Below are 17191 nucleotides of genomic sequence, written 5' to 3' on the forward strand. Positions count from 1 at the left end.
AATACACTTTGCGATTTCAATAAAACCATTATTTTTGCGCGATCAATAAATTTACAGATGGCAACATATAAGAAAAGAGGATATAAACCTGAAACAAAGGCTGAACAGCAAGAATTTGACGAACAGGAAAGCACAACAGCTGAAGTTTTTAGTTCATTAGATGAAGGTGCTTCTAGGTCAGAAGAGTGGGTTTCTAAGAATCAGAATATCATTTTGGGTGTCATTGGTGTTATTGCGATTGGTGTTTTAGGCTATTTGGCATACGATCAATTTGTAGAAAAGCCGAAAGAGGCAAGTGCTGCAAATGAGATGTACTACCCACAACAGTATTTTGACCAGGCATTGGTTGCAACAACTGCAAAAGACTCATTGTTTACTTTAGCATTAGAAGGTGCTGAGGGTAAATATGGTTTTTTAGATATCATAGAAGAATATAGTGGTACTAAAGCTGCCAATCTTGCAAATTATGGTGCAGGTATGTCATATTTAAATATGAACGATTACCAAAACGCTATAACATATTTAGAGGATTTTAGCTCTGATGATGATGTTTTAGGTGCCTTGGCAAAAGGTGGTTTAGGTGATGCTTTTATGCAATTAGACCAAGCGTCTGATGCTTTAGGGTACTATGAAGCGGCTGTAAACCACAGTGATAATGATTATACGGCTCCAAAGTTTTTATACAAAGCAGGTGTAACTGCATTGGAAATGGGAGATAAGGATAAAGCTTTAGGATTCTTTCAAAAAATTAAGGACGATTTTCCAAATTCAGAAAATGCCAATTCTATAGATGCGTTTATAGGTATGGCTAAAAGTGGTGAATAATGGCTACAGTAAATAAAAATTTATCGGTTTACGATAAGGCAACAATCCCAAACGCAAACGGACTTCGGTTTGGGATTGTTGTTTCAGAATGGAATTCAGAGATAACGGAAGGTTTGTATTCTGGTGCAATTGAAGCTTTAACAGATTGTGGAGCACAAGAATCTGATATTATCCGTTGGGATGTTCCTGGTAGTTTTGAACTTACTTTTGGTTCAAAGAAAATGATTCAGAGTCTTAAGGTCGATGCAGTTATTGCTATTGGCAGCGTTATACAAGGAGAGACCAAACATTTCGATTTTGTGTGTGATGCTACTGCTCAAGGTATTAAAGACTTAAATGTTATTACTAACGTGCCTGTTATATTTTGTGTGCTAACAGATAATAACATGCAGCAAGCCATTGATCGTAGTGGTGGTAAGCATGGTAATAAAGGTACTGAAGCCGCTATTGCAGCCATTAAAATGGCAGTTTTAGGTAATAAGTAGACTTTTTACCAGTTTAATTTTCAACTAAGTTTAACGGTGCTCGGTTAATGTCGCAAGATGTTAACAAATTTTGGCATTGGTAACATGCCCCATTTTTCTATTTTAAGTAACTTTGAGGTTATGGGGATGTTGAGCAAAATAACGCGGTTACGAAAAAATAGGTCATTTGAATACAATCCTAGGTATTATGATGGTAAAGAAAAAGGGAATCCGTTTAAAATGGAACCTAAATTTGATCAGTTTCGTAGTACATTAAATACATCTCGAGGATTAAAAAGAAAGATTAATAGTGCTATCGAAGATTCTAAAAGAAAAGGAGATCGCAACTTAAAGATTAGAATGGCTGTTATAATTGCAGTATTGGTATTTATTTTTCTTTACATTATTGATTTTGACCTCACAATTTTCTTTACTTCATAATGGCAGATATTATAAGATTATTACCTGACCATGTAGCAAACCAAATTGCTGCTGGTGAAGTGGTGCAACGCCCATCTTCAGTGGTAAAAGAATTAATGGAGAATGCCATTGACGCAGGTGCTACCGATATTCAACTTATTATAAAAGATGGTGGTAAAACACTTATTCAAGTAGTTGATAATGGTAAGGGCATGAGTGGCACGGATGCGCGCTTAAGTTTTGAACGCCATGCCACATCTAAAATTCAAAAAGCAGAAGATCTTTTTAATTTAAATACCAAAGGTTTTAGGGGAGAGGCACTAGCTTCTATTGCAGCTATTGCGCATGTAGAAATGCTGACCAAAACAGAAGAAGATGAAATTGGAACAAAAATTAAAATTGAAGGTAGTAAGATAGTTACCCAAGAGGTTGTTGTTGCTCCTAAAGGAACTTCAATGTTGGTCAAGAACCTTTTCTTCAATATACCGGCAAGACGTAATTTTTTAAAATCTGATCAGGTAGAATATCGTCATATAACAGATGAGTTTCATAGAATAGCTTTGGCACACCCGCATGTAGCGTTTAATTTTTATAATAATGGCAGTGATGTTTTTCAACTGCCCGCTAATGATTTTAGAAAACGCATAGTACATATTTTTGGAAGAAAGACAGATGAAAAACTCGTACCTGTAGAAGAAGAGACACAGGTGGTAAAAATCTCTGGTTATATTCAAAAACCAGAATTTGCGAAAAAGAGTAGGGGTGAGCAGTTTTTCTTTGCTAATAATAGGTTTATCAAGAGTCCTTACCTGCATCACGCTATTTTGGGTGCTTTTGAAGGATTGATTCGTCCGGGTACTCATCCTGGATATTTTTTGAATCTAGAAGTAGATCCTGCTACCATTGATATTAATATACACCCTACTAAAACGGAAGTCAAGTTTGATGATGAACATACGCTTTATGCTATGCTGAAGTCAACGGTAAAGCATAGTCTAGGTCAATTTAATGTGGTGCCTGCATTAGACTTTGAGCAGGATCAAAATTTAGACACTCCATATTCATATAAAAATAAACAGGTTGGTGTACCGCAAGTTGTGGTAGATTCTTCGTTTAATCCATTTGAAACAGTTAAACCATCACAAAGTAACGCTGTAAGTGGGGGTGGTAGTTATACTAAACCAAAAGTTGATGGATGGGAAAATTTATATGCAGGTTTAGAAACAACTGTAGATAGTGGTGTTAGCCATTTAGAGTTTGAATCTGAAGTTGTCAATAGTAGTATTTTTGATGATGAAAAAGAGGTTGTTGATCATTCCACGACCACTTTTCAAATGCGTAAAAAGTATATTATAACGACCATTAAGTCTGGTATGGTAGTTATTAATCAGAGTAGAGCTCACCAACGCGTATTATATGAGAATTTTTTAAAGAATATTACCATTAAAGAGGCTATAAGTCAACAGTTACTGTTTCCTTTGACCTTATCTTTTTCTACTGGTGAAATAAATATTTTAAAAGAGATTAAAGATAATTTATGTACCGTAGGTTTTGTTTTCGGAGAGATTACTGAAGACGGAGTGGAGATTTCAGGGGTGCCAGTACTAGTTGTAGAAAGTGAAGTGCAAATGATTATGGAACAACTTATTTCTGATTTTCAACAAGAAGTGCCTGGTGATAGTTTTTCTCAAAGTGATATGTTGGCGAAAACATTGGCAAAAACACTTTCGGTGAAAACGGGCGAAACGTTAGATGAGTTTTCTCAAGTGAAATTGGTAAACGATTTATTTGCATGTAAGGAAACAACTTTGAGTCCGTTTAACAAAAAAGTATACATTACGATTACAGAGAATGATATTGAACGAAAATTTATATAAATGGGAAGAATAACAGAAACAATTAAGCATTTACTGATTATTAATGTTCTGTTTTTTGTTGCTACACAAATGTATGGCGAACAGATGTACGAGTGGTTTTCATTGTACTTCCCAAAAAACGATCATTTTCAGTTATGGCAGATTATCACGCATATGTTTATGCATGGTGGTTTTATGCATATTCTTTTTAATATGTACGCATTATGGGCATTTGGTACGCCTTTAGAGCGTATGTGGGGTAGAAATAAGTTTTTGTTTTTCTATATTTCTGCAGGTTTAGGTGCGGCCTTGATTCATATTGGTGTAAATTATTACTACTACAATGCCGGTATGAGTGCTTTGATGGATGCTGGTATAGCTGAGAGTAGTATTCTAGAGATAATCAATAGCGGGCAGTATAGTACAGATTGGTATGGTATAGCGGGTAAAGCTACTATAGACAACTTTTTAGGAGCATTCAATACTCCAGTGGTTGGTGCTTCAGGAGCTATTTACGGTATATTGGTGGCATTTGGAATGTCTTACCCGAACAGCGAATTGTTTTTAATATTTCTTCCTGTTCCTATCAAGGCAAAATACTTTATACCAGTTTTAATAGGTTTAGATTTGTTTTCCGGTGTTACGGGGTACAGCCTGTTTGGACAAGGTATTGCTCACTTCGCACACGTGGGTGGAGCTTTATTCGGATTCTTAATGATGTGGTATTGGAAAAAAAATCAATTTAATAATAATAGGTGGAACTAACTTATGGCTCAACCAGATTTAAAATATCAATTTAGTAGGTTAAACATCGCAGAGAAACTCATTGCGGTCAACGTGGTGGTTTTTATTGTAAATGCTTTAATTCCTTTTTTATTAGGCTTGTCAGGTAATATTATTGTGCAATGGTTTGAATTGCCTAATGATATTGTTGATATAGTTTTTCAACCATGGTCAATTGTTACCTATTCATTTTTTCATGGAGGTGTAGGTCATTTGTTTTGGAACATGTTGATGATTTATTTTGTGGGACGCATTTTTTTAAATCTATTTGATGCAAGGAGATTCTTAAATGTGTATTTGCTGGGAGTTATTCTAGGAGGACTCTTCTTTGTTTTGGGTTATAATATATTTCCTGCGTTCTTTGATGTGAATGCTACTTTAATAGGTGCCTCGGCAGGTGCCAGTGCTGTTTTAATATTTATTTGTACTTATTTACCTAATCAAGAAGTTAGAGTTATATTTTTTAATGTAAAGCTATGGATGGTAGGTGCTGTTTTGGTTTTAAGCGATTTAATACAGTTGCCCATTAGTAATTCTGGTGGACATTTAGCACATTTAGGCGGTGCGTTTCTGGGCTACTTATATGCAAGTCAATTAACAAAAGGAAACGACATAGGTTCAGGGTTTTCAAAGTTTATGGATAGTGTTGTCAACCTCTTTAAGGGTTCAGAGAAAAAAGCACCATTAAAAACAGTATATAAAAATAAAGGCGCCGCCCGTAGTGCTAGTAGTTCAGCGGTAGATTACGATAAGAAAACACATCAGAAGAAGATAGATGCTATCTTAGATAAAATAAGCAAGTCTGGTTATGAAAGCCTTTCAAAAGCTGAAAAAGACTTTTTATTTAAAGCGGGTAAAGAAAATTAAGCATGAAAAGAATGTCTTTCTTTAAAAAGCTCATGGTGTTCTTAAATGTGATTGTAGCTTTTAGTTTGTTTTTGGCGTGTATAGTTCCTTACACATCTATAGCTAGTTTAGCTTTTATTAGTTTAACAGTACCTGCATTGGTGATTGTTAATATGCTGTTCTTTTTATATTGGTTAATAGGTAAAAAGATATACCTATTACTATCATTGTCCATTTTGTTTTTTGGCTATTTTACACTTGGTTCTTTTATTGCGTTTAATGGTCGCTCTAATAGTATTTCTGATACTAACACCATTTCTTTGTTAAGTTATAATGCATTAGGATTTCATAGTAAATATCATGGAGATTGGGAGAATATAACAAGCCCCGAGGTGATAGAATTTGTTGAAGGTGAAAATCCTGATATAATTTACTTTCAAGAATTTGAGCCTCATTATGTGAAGGGTGATATGTTGAAAAGCTATCCTTTTAAAGCCAATAAATTTGAAGATAAAGACGGAGAGTCAAGTAAAAATTTAGCTATATTTTCAAAGTTTAAGATTATTGATAATGGGGTGCTTGATTTCCCAAATACTTTTAATGGTGGTGTTTATGCGGATATTGTTTTTAAGAAAGACACTATTCGTTTCTATAATCTACACTTAGAGTCTTTAAGTATAAGGCCTAGTTTTATTAAAAAAGAGCGTTCAGATAAGCTTTTTGTTAGGCTTAGAGATTCTTTTGATAAGCAGGAAAGACAATCTGATTTTGTCAGAGAGCATATTAAAACCAGTCCTTATCCAGTTATTGTTGGCGGTGATTTTAATAACACCCAATTTTCTAAAGTTTATTTTAATATAAAGGGAGATTTAAACGATAGTTTTTTAGAAGCTGGTCATGGTTATGGGGAAACTATTAAGTTTTGGAAATTTCCGTTTAGAATTGATATGATTTTAGGGGACCCTAGTTTTACCTTTTTATCTCATAACAACTACAAGATAAATATATCTGATCATGAGCCTGTAATGGCTACTTTTAGGTTGTCCGAAGAATAAATAAGCAATCTACTATATCTGCCAATATGTGCAGTAGTAATGCTAGCCCAAAAATCCTTGTTTTTTTATACATAAACATCAGGGAATAAAGACCAATTGCCCAATAGCTATGTAACGGATGAAAATTGATACTGCAACGATTAGGGTCAAATAAAGGTGTTGCTAAAAAGTGATCAATATCAATTACAATTGCCGATAGAAGTATCACGGCAGACCAAAACTTGTTTTCTTTATAGAAGTAAACAGCAATTACAATGGGTACAATAAAATGTATTCCGTAGTGAGCTATGAACCTAATCATTTGAGGTCGCTATAAACTCGTGTTTTAGATATTCTATACTATTTGGTCCCATGTTGAATAAAAGATCTAAAATGCTTAGATTGGGTGTAAAACCGTGTCTGTCACCAAATACTTGTGTATAGGGCTCTATATTTAGTTGAGGCTTAAATTTAGCACTTATTAAAAATCTAAAATCTTCCTTGCCTTCTGGTGTGGTCTCAAATGCAATTGTTTTATCGGTTGGCATTTGTATTTGAAGACATTCGAATATGGTCTCTATGGTCTTTAAATTGTAGTCAAGTAGGCTTTCGTAAGGTTGGTCGTATAACGGTCTTATATCATCTTCATAAAACTCAAAGAATGGTGATGTTCTATAGGCAGTCTCTAGCGTTCGCCAATGTTGTCTTTGCCAAGGGTAAGAATTGTCAATTTTGACATCTTTGTATTTCTGTCTGCCATTCGCTCTGCCTACATGAATAATGGGTATGCTTAATATGTGTTTACCTCGATCATTAGAAATGTAAGTTCTATTTCTAAATGTCTGCTTTTGGTAATTATCGTTTACCTCCCAACATACTGGATGGTGCATGATGTAACTAAATGTTAGTATGTTGGGAAAATATGAGGGATGAATTAATTTCACTTTTTGTCCTTTTTACGTTTCCAGAACCAATTTCCGACGAAATATGCTACTAGTAGAATTAAGAAATACTTGAAATAAGACTGTGGCTCTCCGTCACCATTGACAGTAGTAAATATACGATCCCATCGAGGTCTCCAATTGCTGATACCTTCGGTGAAATTGTCAAAACTCATCCATATAAAAATAGGAGTACCTACAATGTGGTTTTCTGGAACATAACCCCAAGCTCTACTATCTTCAGAGTGGTCTCTGTTGTCACCCATCATCCAGAAATAATCTTGTTGAAATGTATAGCTGGTTGCCGGTAATCCATTTATACTTATTTGATTGCCAGATACTGAAATTTCATTTTTCTCGTATTCTTTAATTATTTTCTTGTATAACGGAAGTACTTTTAAATTCAAGTCGACTGTTGCTCCTTTTTGAGGGATATAAATAGGTCCCATCTGGCTATAATTCCACGGGTAATCAGGACTCTGTGGAAATAGGTTTACACCTCTTCTACCTTTTTCTACAACCTTTTGTACTACAGAATCAATGTTAGGATTGTTTCTTAAAGAAGTAACCATGTCAGCAGTTAAAGGAACTGTGCGTTGGCGATCTGTAATTTCTTTTAATGCAAATCCATATTTGGTTATCACATTAGATGGAATACCTGATGCCTTTGTGTATAGCTCTAATTGACCATTATCTGCTTGATTATACCCTAATAGATATGGGTTAAGAGCATTTGCTTGATTTTGATTTAGTTGACCTGATAAGTATTTTCTTGTGAAATCAGTAACTCCTAAATCATCAAGTGTTTTTGAGGAAACACCTTTAGAGCTGTAAACGGTATAATCGAATTGTGGTTTGGCACTTTTAGGTAATTCTAATTGCTTTCCGTTTATAAAAACGTAACCATTACGAACTTCAAGAGAATCTCCTGGTACACCTACACAACGTTTAACGTAGTTAGATTTTTTATCAATTGGCTTGTCAACGCCTTTTTCTTTTTTGAAAAATACACGAACGGTATCTGCAGGCCAGCTAAATACCACAATATCATTTCTTTCTACTTTTGTAAATCCAGGTAATCTAAAATAAGGTAATTGTGGTTTCTTTAAATAAGATGGTACACCCAATACAGGTAATGTATCATGGACCATAGGAGCGGCAACAGTGGTCATAGGTGTTCTTGCACCATAATGGAACTTACTTACAAAAAGAAAATCTCCCACTCTTAACGTACGCTCTAAAGAACCTGTTGGTATTACATAGGGTTGAATAAAATAGGTGTGTACTAAGGTGGCGGCAACGACTGCGAATAAAATAGAACTAACCCATTCACCAGCTGCTGTTGTTGGATGTAAAGAACGGTCTTCTATATATTTTACATCAAGAGAATAGTTTACGTAGTAGATGTAAAAACCAAGTGTTAATACTGCAATCCAAGTTTCTAGTTTACTATTTCTTCCAAAGCTTCTAATGGTTTCTACCCATATCACCGGAAACATCAATAAATTGATTATAGGAATGAATAATAATATTACCCACCATTTTGGTCTATTGATAATTTGCATTAGAACTATGGCATTGTAAACTGGGATTGCCGCTTCCCAAGCTTTTCTTCCTGCTTTAACGTATAGTTTCCAAGTACCTAAGAAATGTATTACTTGTACAATGAGAATAAAAATAATCCATTGAGTGCCGTTCATCGTCTTTGTTTTTTATTGAAATAGAATAAGTTTTTAGATGTGTGGTTAACATCAATAATCCATCAGTCTTATAGATTGATTTTTGTTACGTTTTTAACCTAGATTTAACACATCTCGCATAGAAAAAACGCCTGTTTTTCCAATAATCCATTCCGCAGCAGTAACAGCTCCTAAGGCAAAGCCTTCTCTGTTGTGGGCAGTATGTTTTATTTCAATACTATCTACATTACTGTTGTAAGCAACGGTATGTGTACCGGGTACTTTACCAATTCGTTTAGAGGTTATTTTTAGGTCTTCCTCACTTGCGTTATCCAATTTCCATTGAGTATAATTAGAGTTTGCAATGACACCCTCTGCCAAAGTTATAGCTGTTCCGCTTGGTGCGTCTAATTTTTGAGTATGATGTATTTCTTCCAATTCTACCTTGTACTCAGGTAGGTTTTGCATCATTTTTGCCAAATAGTTATTTAGCTCGAAAAAAATGTTAACTCCTAAACTAAAATTGGAAGCATATATAAAAGCACCCTTCTTTTCTTCGCATAAAGAAATAGCCTCATCATATTTGTCTAACCAACCTGTTGTACCGGAAATTACCGGAACGTTATTGTTCAAGCATTTGGTAATATTACCGAAAGCTGCTTCTGGCATACTGAAATCAATGGCAACATCCATTATGCTAAAGTCAATATTCTCAGAATTTTCATCAATTTTTGCGACAATCTCATGACCACGACTTACAGCTATTTGCTCTATCATCTGACCCATTTTTCCGTATCCGAAAAGTGCAATTCTCATTTTTAAAATTTTATAATTAATGCCATTCCGTAATTAGGACTGTTGGTTACTTGATTAAAATCAAGATATGGCTCAAAGTCTATACTTAGGTCATCGTCAATATTAAATTGTTTTAAATGCGCATCAACATTGGCATCAACAATATTTAGGGCGTATAAGCCAATAGCGGCAACCAACCAAAGATCACGGTCATTTTGAAAACGTTCTTGTTGGTATTCAAGGTCGTCTACATCAAAGAGAGGTAAGGTTCCTTCCCCATTAAATTCGTCATCTGTGAAACCGGCCTGTCTTCTTTTGAAAGCAGTTCTAAAACGTTGGTATTGATCATTGTTATAGATGTACATATACGCACTGCCACCAATAGCTCCCCAAACGATAGGAACTTTCCAGTATCTCTTGTTGTAGATTTGACCTAAACCTGGTATTACGGCAGAGTAAAATGCTGCTTTACTTGGTGCTAATGGATTAAATTCTTTTTTTGATTTTTTGAAGGAAACGGAATCTTTGATCACCACTCCCTTATCAGCCAAATCAGCTTGTACACTGTCTATTTCAGTTTTAGGAATAGAATCTTGCTCCTCTTGAGAAAAGGATAAATTAATAAATAATAATAGAGTACTAAATAATAAAAGATAGTTACGCACCTGTTATCAATTTTTTGATACGGTCAAATTCCTCTTGAGACTTAAATGGTATGGTTATTTTTCCTCTTGCATTATCAGCAGATTTGATATCTACCTTTACCGATAAGGCGTCAGTAAGTTCTTTTATGCCCTTTCGAACAAAAACAGAAACTTCTTTGTTTACCTTTTTAACTACTTCATCAGTAGGTACATCATCAGCATGATAAGCTTTTACTGCACTTTCCGTATCTCTAACAGAAAGATTGTCAAATATGATTTTTTCGTATAGCGATATTTGATCTTGCTTTTTGTCAATATTTACCAAAGCTCTACCGTGACCCATTGTTAGGAATCCGTCACGCATACCGGTTTGAATAATTGGGTCTAACTTTAATAGGCGCAAATAGTTGGCGATAGTAGATCTCTTTTTACCAACACGTTCACTCAGCCTTTCTTGAGTAAGGTTAATTTCATCAATAAGACGTTGATAAGAAAGAGCAATTTCTATAGGGTCTAAATCTTGACGTTGAATGTTTTCAACCAAAGCCATCTCTAAAGACTCTTGGTCATTTGCAATACGTATATAAGCTGGTATAGTTTCTAAACCTAAAAGTTTAGAAGCACGATATCTTCTTTCTCCAGATACAAGTTGGTATTCGTTAAAACCAAGTTTTCTTACCGTAATTGGCTGAATAACACCTAGTTCTTTAATAGAGGTGGCTAATTCTTTTATGTTTTCATCATTAAAATTAGAACGTGGTTGAAATGGATTTACTTCAATGTGATCTAAATCTAACTCTATAATATTACCAACAACTTTATCTGCATTCTTATCTGATGCCGTATTTATATCATTTTCCGGGTCTTTCAAGAGAGCCGAAAGTCCTCTACCAAGAGCTTGTTTCTTTGTCGCTTTTGCCATACTTAAACCGTCTGCTTATTTTTTTTGACTATCTCGTTAGCCAAGTTCAAATAATTTGTTGCTCCTTTACTGGCAGCATCATATTTGATTATACTTTCTCCGTAACTAGGAGCTTCACTTAATCTAACATTACGTTGAATTACAGTTTCAAAAACCATGTCTCCAAAATGCTTTCTTACCTCATCAACTACTTGGTTAGATAAGCGTAATCTAGAATCGTACATAGTTAACAGCATGCCTTCAATATCCAATTCAGCATTATGTAATTTTTGAACGCTCTTTATCGTATTTAACAGTTTGCCCAATCCTTCTAATGCAAAATACTCACATTGTATTGGTATAACTACAGAATCTGCAGCTGTCAATGCATTTAATGTCAATAGCCCTAATGAAGGAGCGCAATCTATTAAAATGTAATCATAATCATCTTTAAGCTCGGTAATAGCTTTTTTCATCATATACTCTCGCTCATCCTTGTCTACCAATTCTATTTCAATGGCAACAAGGTCAATGTGTGCGGGAATAAGGTCTACGTTGGGTGATGTTGTAGAGATAATAGTTTCTCTGGCTGTTTTAGTATGTTCCAATAACTGGTACGAGCCCAATTCAACACCGTCAACATCTATACCTAACCCAGAAGTGGCATTCGCCTGAGGGTCGGCATCTATTAATAAAACCTTTTTTTCCAATACACCTAGCGAGGCAGCTAAGTTTACCGAGGTAGTAGTTTTACCTACACCGCCTTTTTGGTTGGCTATAGCAATAATCTTGCCCATGTTCAAAGTAAGTTAGGTGGTAAAAATACAATTATTTATGGGGCTAATGAAAGCTTTTTGTTAACACTGAGTGAATAAGCCCTTTGTTTTCATTAATAAAGCGTTAAACTTTTAATTATGAATTGATTAGAGCCAAGCCTAGATTGTAGTATGTTAAAAGCATAAAACTTATTAAAAGAATATTAAAAACTATTCTTTCTCTTTGGTTTTTAAACTGTCCTCGTATTCAATAAGGTAAATTTCTTCGTTCTTTTTCTTTAGGTAGTATTCCTCTCTGGCAAAACGCTCAAGTTCATCTTCATCAGATAGTTTTTTTATAATTTTCTTATCACGGGCAATTTCCTCCTTTAAAAAATCTTGGGTTTTTTCTAGTTTCTTAATTTCTTTTCTTAATTCTAGATGAATTAAAAGGGAGTTTGTATCAAAGAAAAGCATCCAAACAACAAAAACGGAGAGCACCAATACATACATATTGGTCATGATTTTAAACCATTTTTTTTGTTTTAAATCTTTGAATGCCATTATGCTTGCATAAATTTTTCGTTGATAATGCTCTTGACTATTTCAACGGCAACAGTGTTGTATTTATTATTCGGTATTATAATATCTGCATACTCTTTTGTAGGTTCGATGAATTGCTCGTGCATGGGCTTAATTACAGCTTGGTATTTCTCTATTGTTTCATCTAGATCCCAACCTCTTTCGTTAACATCGCGCTTTAATCTTCTAATTAATCTCTCGTCAGTATCTGCATGTACAAAGATTTTAATATCGAACATTTTACGAATAGCGCTATTGGTCATTATCAAAATACCTTCAACGATGATAACTTTTGTAGGATGTGTAAGTACAGTTTTGGCAGTACGGTTACATTCTAAAAATGAATACACGGGTTGCTCAATAGATTCACCGTTTCTTAATGCAATTAAATGTTGCTCAAGCAATGCAAAATCTATGCTGCTAGGGTGGTCAAAATTTGTTTTACGCCTTTCTTCTAAAGATAAATGAGAAAGATCATTATAATAAGAGTCTTGAGTAATTACACCTACTTCTTGATTTGGTAACTCATTAATAATTTGATTTACTACTGTGGTTTTTCCACAACCTGTTCCACCGGCAATACCTATAATCAGCATACATTGTAATTTAATGCAAAAGTACATATTTGAATTTCAAAAATCATAATCTCAAAAATCAACTTTTAATAACATTGCATGAATTGTTAAGCCGTATTTTTGCAGGATGCAGAATGAACAGGTAAAACCTAATTTTGAATTTGTTGCCTTAATGGCTTCTTTAATGTCTATCGTAGCATTGACCATTGATGCTATTTTACCAGCAATGGCAGATATTGGCTTGTCTATTAATAGCTTGGATCCTACCCGAAATCAGTTATTGGTTACGATGATTTTTTTAGGATTGGGAGTGGGCCAGTTGTTTTTTGGTCCGCTGTCAGATAGTCTGGGTAGAAAGCCAATTGTTTACTTTGGATTTACCGTGTTTTTGATTGCTAGTATTATCTGTTTGTTGGCACCAAACCTAGAGGTAATGTTAGTTGGTCGTATTTTGCAAGGTATTGGTCTTTCTGCACCGAGAACTATAAGTATTTCTATTATTCGTGATACATATCGTGGTGATTATATGGCGAAAATAATGTCTTTTGTTACCGCATTCTTTATTCTAGTTCCTGTGGTTGCACCCGCTATTGGTAAAGCTGTTATGGGTGTTACGGGTTGGCAAGGCATCTTTTACATGCAATTATTTTTTGCTTTGTTAGTGGGGTTGTGGTTTTATAAAAGACAGGAAGAAACATTGAAGCCGGAGTATAAGGTTCCTTTTTCATTCAATGTTTTTATTAGAGGGACTAAAGAAATTTTTAAATACAAGGAAACAGTATCGTGTACCATGATATCAGGTTTGATAACGGGATCTTTTTTAGTGTACTTGAGTTCTGCTCAACATGTTTTTGAAGAGCTTTATGGTTTAACAGAATCTTTTCCATTTGTATTTGCCGGGTTGGCATTTTCTGTTGGTTTTTCAACGTTGATGAACGGTACTTTAGTAGTGCGTTTTGGTATGCGTAATTTGTCTTTTACAGCGTTGGTTGCTTTTACATTTATTGCCTTATCTTATAGTGTGCTGTTCTTTAATAGTAAAGACCCCGATATTTCTATTTTATTGGTTTTTCTTTCATTACAGTTTTTATGCTTAGGTTTTATATGGGGTAATATGAGGTCTATTGCAATGGAGCCAATTGGTCATATTGCTGGTATTGGTGCAGCAATTACGGGTTTTATCTCTACCATACTTTCTATTCCAATATCAATTTTCGTAGGTAGCTTTATTGAAGATTCAGTTTGGGCACTATTTGCTGGTTTGGGTGTCTGCGGACTGATATCAATAATCTTATTTATGACTTTTAAAACGCGTCCGCTTTTTGCTAATAATCGTGCGTTTTCAAATACTAATTAACTTGATATCCAAATTAGCAATTGCTTACTAGATTATTGCCATCTACACTTATTAAAGTGTTGTTTATACGTTAAGTAATTGATTAACAATAATGTGTGTTTATATTGTTAATGTAATATTTTGTTGAATATTATAATTTGTTAATATGAAAATACGAGACGTCTTATCAATTGTTTTAATCCTTTTTTCCTTAGCGTGTAAGAACAAAAGAAATGTTTATGACATTTCAAATAAGCCATTTATAGCTTGTGCTCCCATTACTAGTGATATGTCATGGTATCAATCTGATAATATCGCTCCACTTATAGATGGGTTGAATGTAATGGAGTTTTCTGTTACTACTAATAATAGGCGAGCACAAGAATATGTGAATCAAGGAATTGTTTTGGCATACGGATTTAACCATGCAGAAGCTGCTAGGTCCTTTTATTATGCAACAAAATTAGATCCTAATTGTGCTATGGCATATTGGGGTTTTGCATACGTGTTAGGTCCAAACTATAATGCGGATATGGAGCCAGGTAATTACCAGCGGGCTTATGACGCGGTTCAAAAAGCAAAAGAATTGGCTAAAAATAATGCCTCACAAAAAGAAAAGGATTTAATTGATGCTTTGTCTAAAAGGTATGTGCAATTTCCGCTAGAAAATAGATTTGACTTAGATTTAGCATATTCAAATGCATTAGGTAAGCTTTATAGTAAATATTCTAATGATGTGGACATAGCAGTTTTATATGCCGAGTCTTTAATGGATATGTTTCCATTTGATTTATGGGATAAAGATGGGAATCCAAAAGAAAGGACAAATGAGATTGTGCAAGTAATTAATAAAGCATTAGAAATTAATCCGGAACATCCTGGAGCGCATCATTTTAAAATTCATATGTTAGAAGCATCTTTACATCCAGAAGATGCACTTGAAAGTGCTAAAATATTTGACGAAGGTTTAGTGCCAGGTGCAGGTCACCTTATTCATATGCCTTCTCATGTTTATATTAGAACAGGGGATTATCATAAAGGTACATTGGCGAATATACGCGCAGTAGCTGTTGATAGTAGTTATGTGGCTGCTTGTACTGCCCAAGGAGCTTATCCTATTGCATATTTTCCGCATAATTATCATTTCATGGCCGCGACTGCGGCGCTAGAGGGTAATAGCGAGTTGGCATTGAAAGCTTCTTATAATGTAGCAAAACATTCTAGTACTATCTTAATGAAAGAACCAGGTTGGGGAACACTTCAACACTTTTATACCATACCATTCTTTATGAACGTAAAATTTGGAAAATGGAACGATATATTAAAAATAAAAAATGAAGTACCTTCTTTAAAATATCCGTCGGCAATATTAAATTATGCACGTGGTATGGCATTTTTAGGATTAGACCAAGTGGAAAATGCAAAAAAGGAATTGTATTCGTTAGAAATTTTTACAAAAGATGAAAGTCTTAAGGAAATATCGATTTGGGAAATTAATTCGGTCGACGTGTTAGTTCAAATAGCCAGAAATGTTTTAAAGGCTGAAATTATGGCTAAAGAATCTAATTATTTGGAAAGTATATCATTGTTAAAAAAAGCTGTTGAGTTGGAAGATGGTCTAAATTATAATGAACCACCAGATTGGTTTTTCTCAGTTAGACATCATCTTGGGGCTATTCAAATTGAAGCAGAGCTTTATGAAGACGCTATTAATACTTATGAAGAAGATTTAGACAGATTACCCAAAAATGGATGGGCTCTTCAAGGTTTAAAGCTAGCGTATGAGCAGCTACATGATGAAAATATGGTAAATGAAATTGAAATACTCAGACAACATAGTTGGTCTACAGCCGATATTAAATTAACTACTTCTCGTATTAAATAAAAATCCATCAAGTTCAATGTTATATAAACTTGATGGATTTTAAATAAACTATTACCGTATAGATTGTATTCCTAATTACAAGGAATTATCCATAATTTCTTGAACAATTTCTGGATTCAATAAGGTACTTGTGTCGCCTAAATTACTTGTGTCGTTGCTTGCTATTTTACGTAAAATTCTACGCATAATTTTACCGCTACGTGTTTTTGGTAATCCGGATACGAACTGAATCTTATCTAGTTTTGCAATTGGTCCCACATGCTCTGTGATCTGTTGGTTGATTTCTTTTCTTAAGTTATCACGATCTCTACTTTCACCTGTTTCCTTCAAAATAACGTATCCATAGAGTGCATTTCCTTTTACATCATGCGGGAAACCTACTATTGCAGATTCTGCCACTGCTTGGTGCTCGTTGATGGAATCTTCTATTGGTGCGGTACCTAAATTATGACCGGATACTATGATTACATCATCTACACGACCTGTAATTCTGTAATAGCCAACAGCATCTCTTAAGGCGCCATCACCTGTAAAATACATGTTTTCATATGCTGAAAAATAGGTGTCTCGGTAACGGTCGTGGTTACCCCAAATAGTTCTGGCTATAGATGGCCATGGGAATTTTACACATAATCTACCTTCAACCTGATTGCCTTTTATTTCTTTTGCATTCTCGTCCATTAATGCTGGTTGAATACCGATAAATGGTAAGGTAGCATAGGTTGGGGTGGTAGGTGTTACGTATGGTATTGGAGTAATCATAATACCACCTGTTTCTGTTTGCCACCAGGTATCTACAATTGGGCTGTTCTTTTTACCTACATTATTATTGTACCAATGCCATGCCTCTTCGTTTATAGGTTCGCCTAC

Annotated in this window: 19 protein-coding genes; 9 read left to right on the plus strand and 10 right to left on the minus strand. The window is 34.6% G+C overall.

Annotated elements, in window-relative coordinates; translation table 11 throughout:
- Positions 1–57: 57 nt before the first annotated feature.
- The 7 genes from ABJI11_RS15260 to ABJI11_RS15290 are packed head-to-tail and all read left to right on the plus strand — an operon-like array spanning position 58 to position 6249.
- Entirely contained in the window at positions 58–825 is a 768-nt protein-coding gene (locus ABJI11_RS15260; RefSeq protein ID WP_276494077.1) for a tetratricopeptide repeat protein, read from the plus strand.
- Positions 825–1310 (plus strand): 6,7-dimethyl-8-ribityllumazine synthase, encoded by a 486-nt coding sequence (ribH, locus tag ABJI11_RS15265; RefSeq protein ID WP_276494076.1) that lies wholly within the window; start codon positions 825–827, stop codon positions 1308–1310. Before ABJI11_RS15260 ends, ribH begins: the two co-directional genes overlap by 1 nt.
- A 57-nt stretch (positions 1311–1367) precedes the next feature.
- Positions 1368–1730 carry a riboflavin synthase subunit beta gene (locus ABJI11_RS15270; RefSeq protein WP_348354050.1) on the plus strand — a complete coding sequence of 121 codons (363 nt, stop codon included), beginning with the start codon at positions 1368–1370 and terminating at the stop codon, positions 1728–1730.
- Entirely contained in the window at positions 1730–3586 is a 1857-nt protein-coding gene (gene mutL / locus ABJI11_RS15275; RefSeq protein ID WP_348354053.1) for a DNA mismatch repair endonuclease MutL, read from the plus strand. The genes ABJI11_RS15270 and mutL overlap by 1 nt, the downstream gene beginning before the upstream one ends.
- A complete protein-coding gene (locus ABJI11_RS15280) occupies positions 3587–4330 on the plus strand; it encodes a rhomboid family intramembrane serine protease (protein WP_348354056.1) in 744 nt (247 codons plus the stop codon). It begins immediately after the preceding gene.
- 3 nt (positions 4331–4333) lie between these two features.
- Positions 4334–5215 (plus strand): rhomboid family intramembrane serine protease, encoded by an 882-nt coding sequence (locus tag ABJI11_RS15285; RefSeq protein WP_348354058.1) that lies wholly within the window; start codon positions 4334–4336, stop codon positions 5213–5215.
- A gap of 2 nt (positions 5216–5217) precedes the next feature.
- A complete protein-coding gene (locus ABJI11_RS15290) occupies positions 5218–6249 on the plus strand; it encodes an endonuclease/exonuclease/phosphatase family protein (protein WP_348354061.1) in 1032 nt (343 codons plus the stop codon).
- Here ABJI11_RS15290 and ABJI11_RS15295 read toward each other — a convergent pair.
- From ABJI11_RS15295 to udk, 9 genes are all read right to left on the minus strand, one after another.
- Positions 6230–6550 (minus strand): DUF6122 family protein, encoded by a 321-nt coding sequence (locus ABJI11_RS15295; protein WP_348354064.1) that lies wholly within the window; start codon positions 6548–6550, stop codon positions 6230–6232. The genes ABJI11_RS15290 and ABJI11_RS15295 overlap by 20 nt on opposite strands.
- On the minus strand, positions 6543–7172 hold the full coding sequence (locus ABJI11_RS15300; protein WP_348354067.1) for a WbqC family protein: 630 nt from the start codon (positions 7170–7172) through the stop codon (positions 6543–6545). Before ABJI11_RS15300 ends, ABJI11_RS15295 begins: the two co-directional genes overlap by 8 nt.
- The gene (lepB, locus tag ABJI11_RS15305; RefSeq protein ID WP_348354070.1) at positions 7169–8869 is read right to left on the minus strand and encodes a signal peptidase I; all 1701 of its coding nucleotides are present in this window, start codon (positions 8867–8869) and stop codon (positions 7169–7171) included. The genes ABJI11_RS15300 and lepB overlap by 4 nt, the downstream gene beginning before the upstream one ends.
- Positions 8870–8962: 93 nt before the next feature.
- Complete coding sequence (gene dapB / locus ABJI11_RS15310; RefSeq protein ID WP_348354073.1) at positions 8963–9664, minus strand: 4-hydroxy-tetrahydrodipicolinate reductase; 702 nt, start codon at positions 9662–9664, stop codon at positions 8963–8965.
- A gap of 2 nt (positions 9665–9666) precedes the next feature.
- Positions 9667–10308, minus strand: a complete 642-nt coding sequence (locus ABJI11_RS15315; protein ID WP_348354076.1) for a DUF5683 domain-containing protein — start codon at positions 10306–10308, stop codon at positions 9667–9669.
- Entirely contained in the window at positions 10301–11209 is a 909-nt protein-coding gene (locus ABJI11_RS15320; RefSeq protein ID WP_348354079.1) for a ParB/RepB/Spo0J family partition protein, read from the minus strand. The genes ABJI11_RS15315 and ABJI11_RS15320 overlap by 8 nt, the downstream gene beginning before the upstream one ends.
- Before the next feature lie 2 nt (positions 11210–11211).
- Complete coding sequence (locus ABJI11_RS15325; RefSeq protein ID WP_276494065.1) at positions 11212–11985, minus strand: AAA family ATPase; 774 nt, start codon at positions 11983–11985, stop codon at positions 11212–11214.
- Between the two features lie 189 nt (positions 11986–12174).
- Complete coding sequence (locus tag ABJI11_RS15330; protein ID WP_348354084.1) at positions 12175–12507, minus strand: septum formation initiator family protein; 333 nt, start codon at positions 12505–12507, stop codon at positions 12175–12177.
- Positions 12507–13121: a uridine kinase gene (udk, locus tag ABJI11_RS15335; protein WP_348354087.1), complete on the minus strand. Its 615-nt coding sequence runs from the start codon at positions 13119–13121 to the stop codon at positions 12507–12509. Before udk ends, ABJI11_RS15330 begins: the two co-directional genes overlap by 1 nt.
- Before the next feature lie 106 nt (positions 13122–13227).
- Here udk and ABJI11_RS15340 point away from each other — a divergent pair, with 106 nt between their 5' ends.
- Complete coding sequence (locus tag ABJI11_RS15340; protein WP_348354090.1) at positions 13228–14457, plus strand: multidrug effflux MFS transporter; 1230 nt, start codon at positions 13228–13230, stop codon at positions 14455–14457.
- A 145-nt stretch (positions 14458–14602) separates the two neighbouring features.
- Positions 14603–16321 carry a hypothetical protein gene (locus ABJI11_RS15345; protein WP_348354093.1) on the plus strand — a complete coding sequence of 573 codons (1719 nt, stop codon included), beginning with the start codon at positions 14603–14605 and terminating at the stop codon, positions 16319–16321.
- Positions 16322–16396: 75 nt separating this feature from the next.
- On the opposite strand, the gene ABJI11_RS15350 is transcribed toward ABJI11_RS15345, so the two are convergent.
- The coding region (locus tag ABJI11_RS15350) for an AMP-binding protein (RefSeq protein ID WP_348354096.1) at positions 16397–17191 on the minus strand (795 nt) is incomplete at its 5' end.

The organism is Maribacter sp., assembly GCF_039968975.1.
GTDB lineage: Bacteria > Bacteroidota > Bacteroidia > Flavobacteriales > Flavobacteriaceae > Maribacter.

Coding starts and splice junctions, on each gene's coding strand:
- ABJI11_RS15325 (WP_276494065.1), bottom strand. CDS start 11,985: ATGGGCAAGATTATTGCTATAGCCAACCAAAAAGGCGGTGTAGGTAAA.
- ABJI11_RS15330 (WP_348354084.1), bottom strand. CDS start 12,507: ATGGCATTCAAAGATTTAAAACAAAAAAAATGGTTTAAAATCATGACC.
- ABJI11_RS15345 (WP_348354093.1), top strand. CDS start 14,603: ATGAAAATACGAGACGTCTTATCAATTGTTTTAATCCTTTTTTCCTTA.
- ABJI11_RS15290 (WP_348354061.1), top strand. CDS start 5,218: ATGAAAAGAATGTCTTTCTTTAAAAAGCTCATGGTGTTCTTAAATGTG.
- ABJI11_RS15260 (WP_276494077.1), top strand. CDS start 58: ATGGCAACATATAAGAAAAGAGGATATAAACCTGAAACAAAGGCTGAA.
- udk (WP_348354087.1), bottom strand. CDS start 13,121: ATGCTGATTATAGGTATTGCCGGTGGAACAGGTTGTGGAAAAACCACA.
- ABJI11_RS15280 (WP_348354056.1), top strand. CDS start 3,587: ATGGGAAGAATAACAGAAACAATTAAGCATTTACTGATTATTAATGTT.
- ABJI11_RS15340 (WP_348354090.1), top strand. CDS start 13,228: ATGCAGAATGAACAGGTAAAACCTAATTTTGAATTTGTTGCCTTAATG.
- dapB (WP_348354073.1), bottom strand. CDS start 9,664: ATGAGAATTGCACTTTTCGGATACGGAAAAATGGGTCAGATGATAGAG.
- ABJI11_RS15285 (WP_348354058.1), top strand. CDS start 4,334: ATGGCTCAACCAGATTTAAAATATCAATTTAGTAGGTTAAACATCGCA.
- ABJI11_RS15270 (WP_348354050.1), top strand. CDS start 1,368: ATGTTAACAAATTTTGGCATTGGTAACATGCCCCATTTTTCTATTTTA.
- mutL (WP_348354053.1), top strand. CDS start 1,730: ATGGCAGATATTATAAGATTATTACCTGACCATGTAGCAAACCAAATT.
- ABJI11_RS15320 (WP_348354079.1), bottom strand. CDS start 11,209: ATGGCAAAAGCGACAAAGAAACAAGCTCTTGGTAGAGGACTTTCGGCT.
- lepB (WP_348354070.1), bottom strand. CDS start 8,869: ATGAACGGCACTCAATGGATTATTTTTATTCTCATTGTACAAGTAATA.
- ABJI11_RS15295 (WP_348354064.1), bottom strand. CDS start 6,550: ATGATTAGGTTCATAGCTCACTACGGAATACATTTTATTGTACCCATT.
- ribH (WP_276494076.1), top strand. CDS start 825: ATGGCTACAGTAAATAAAAATTTATCGGTTTACGATAAGGCAACAATC.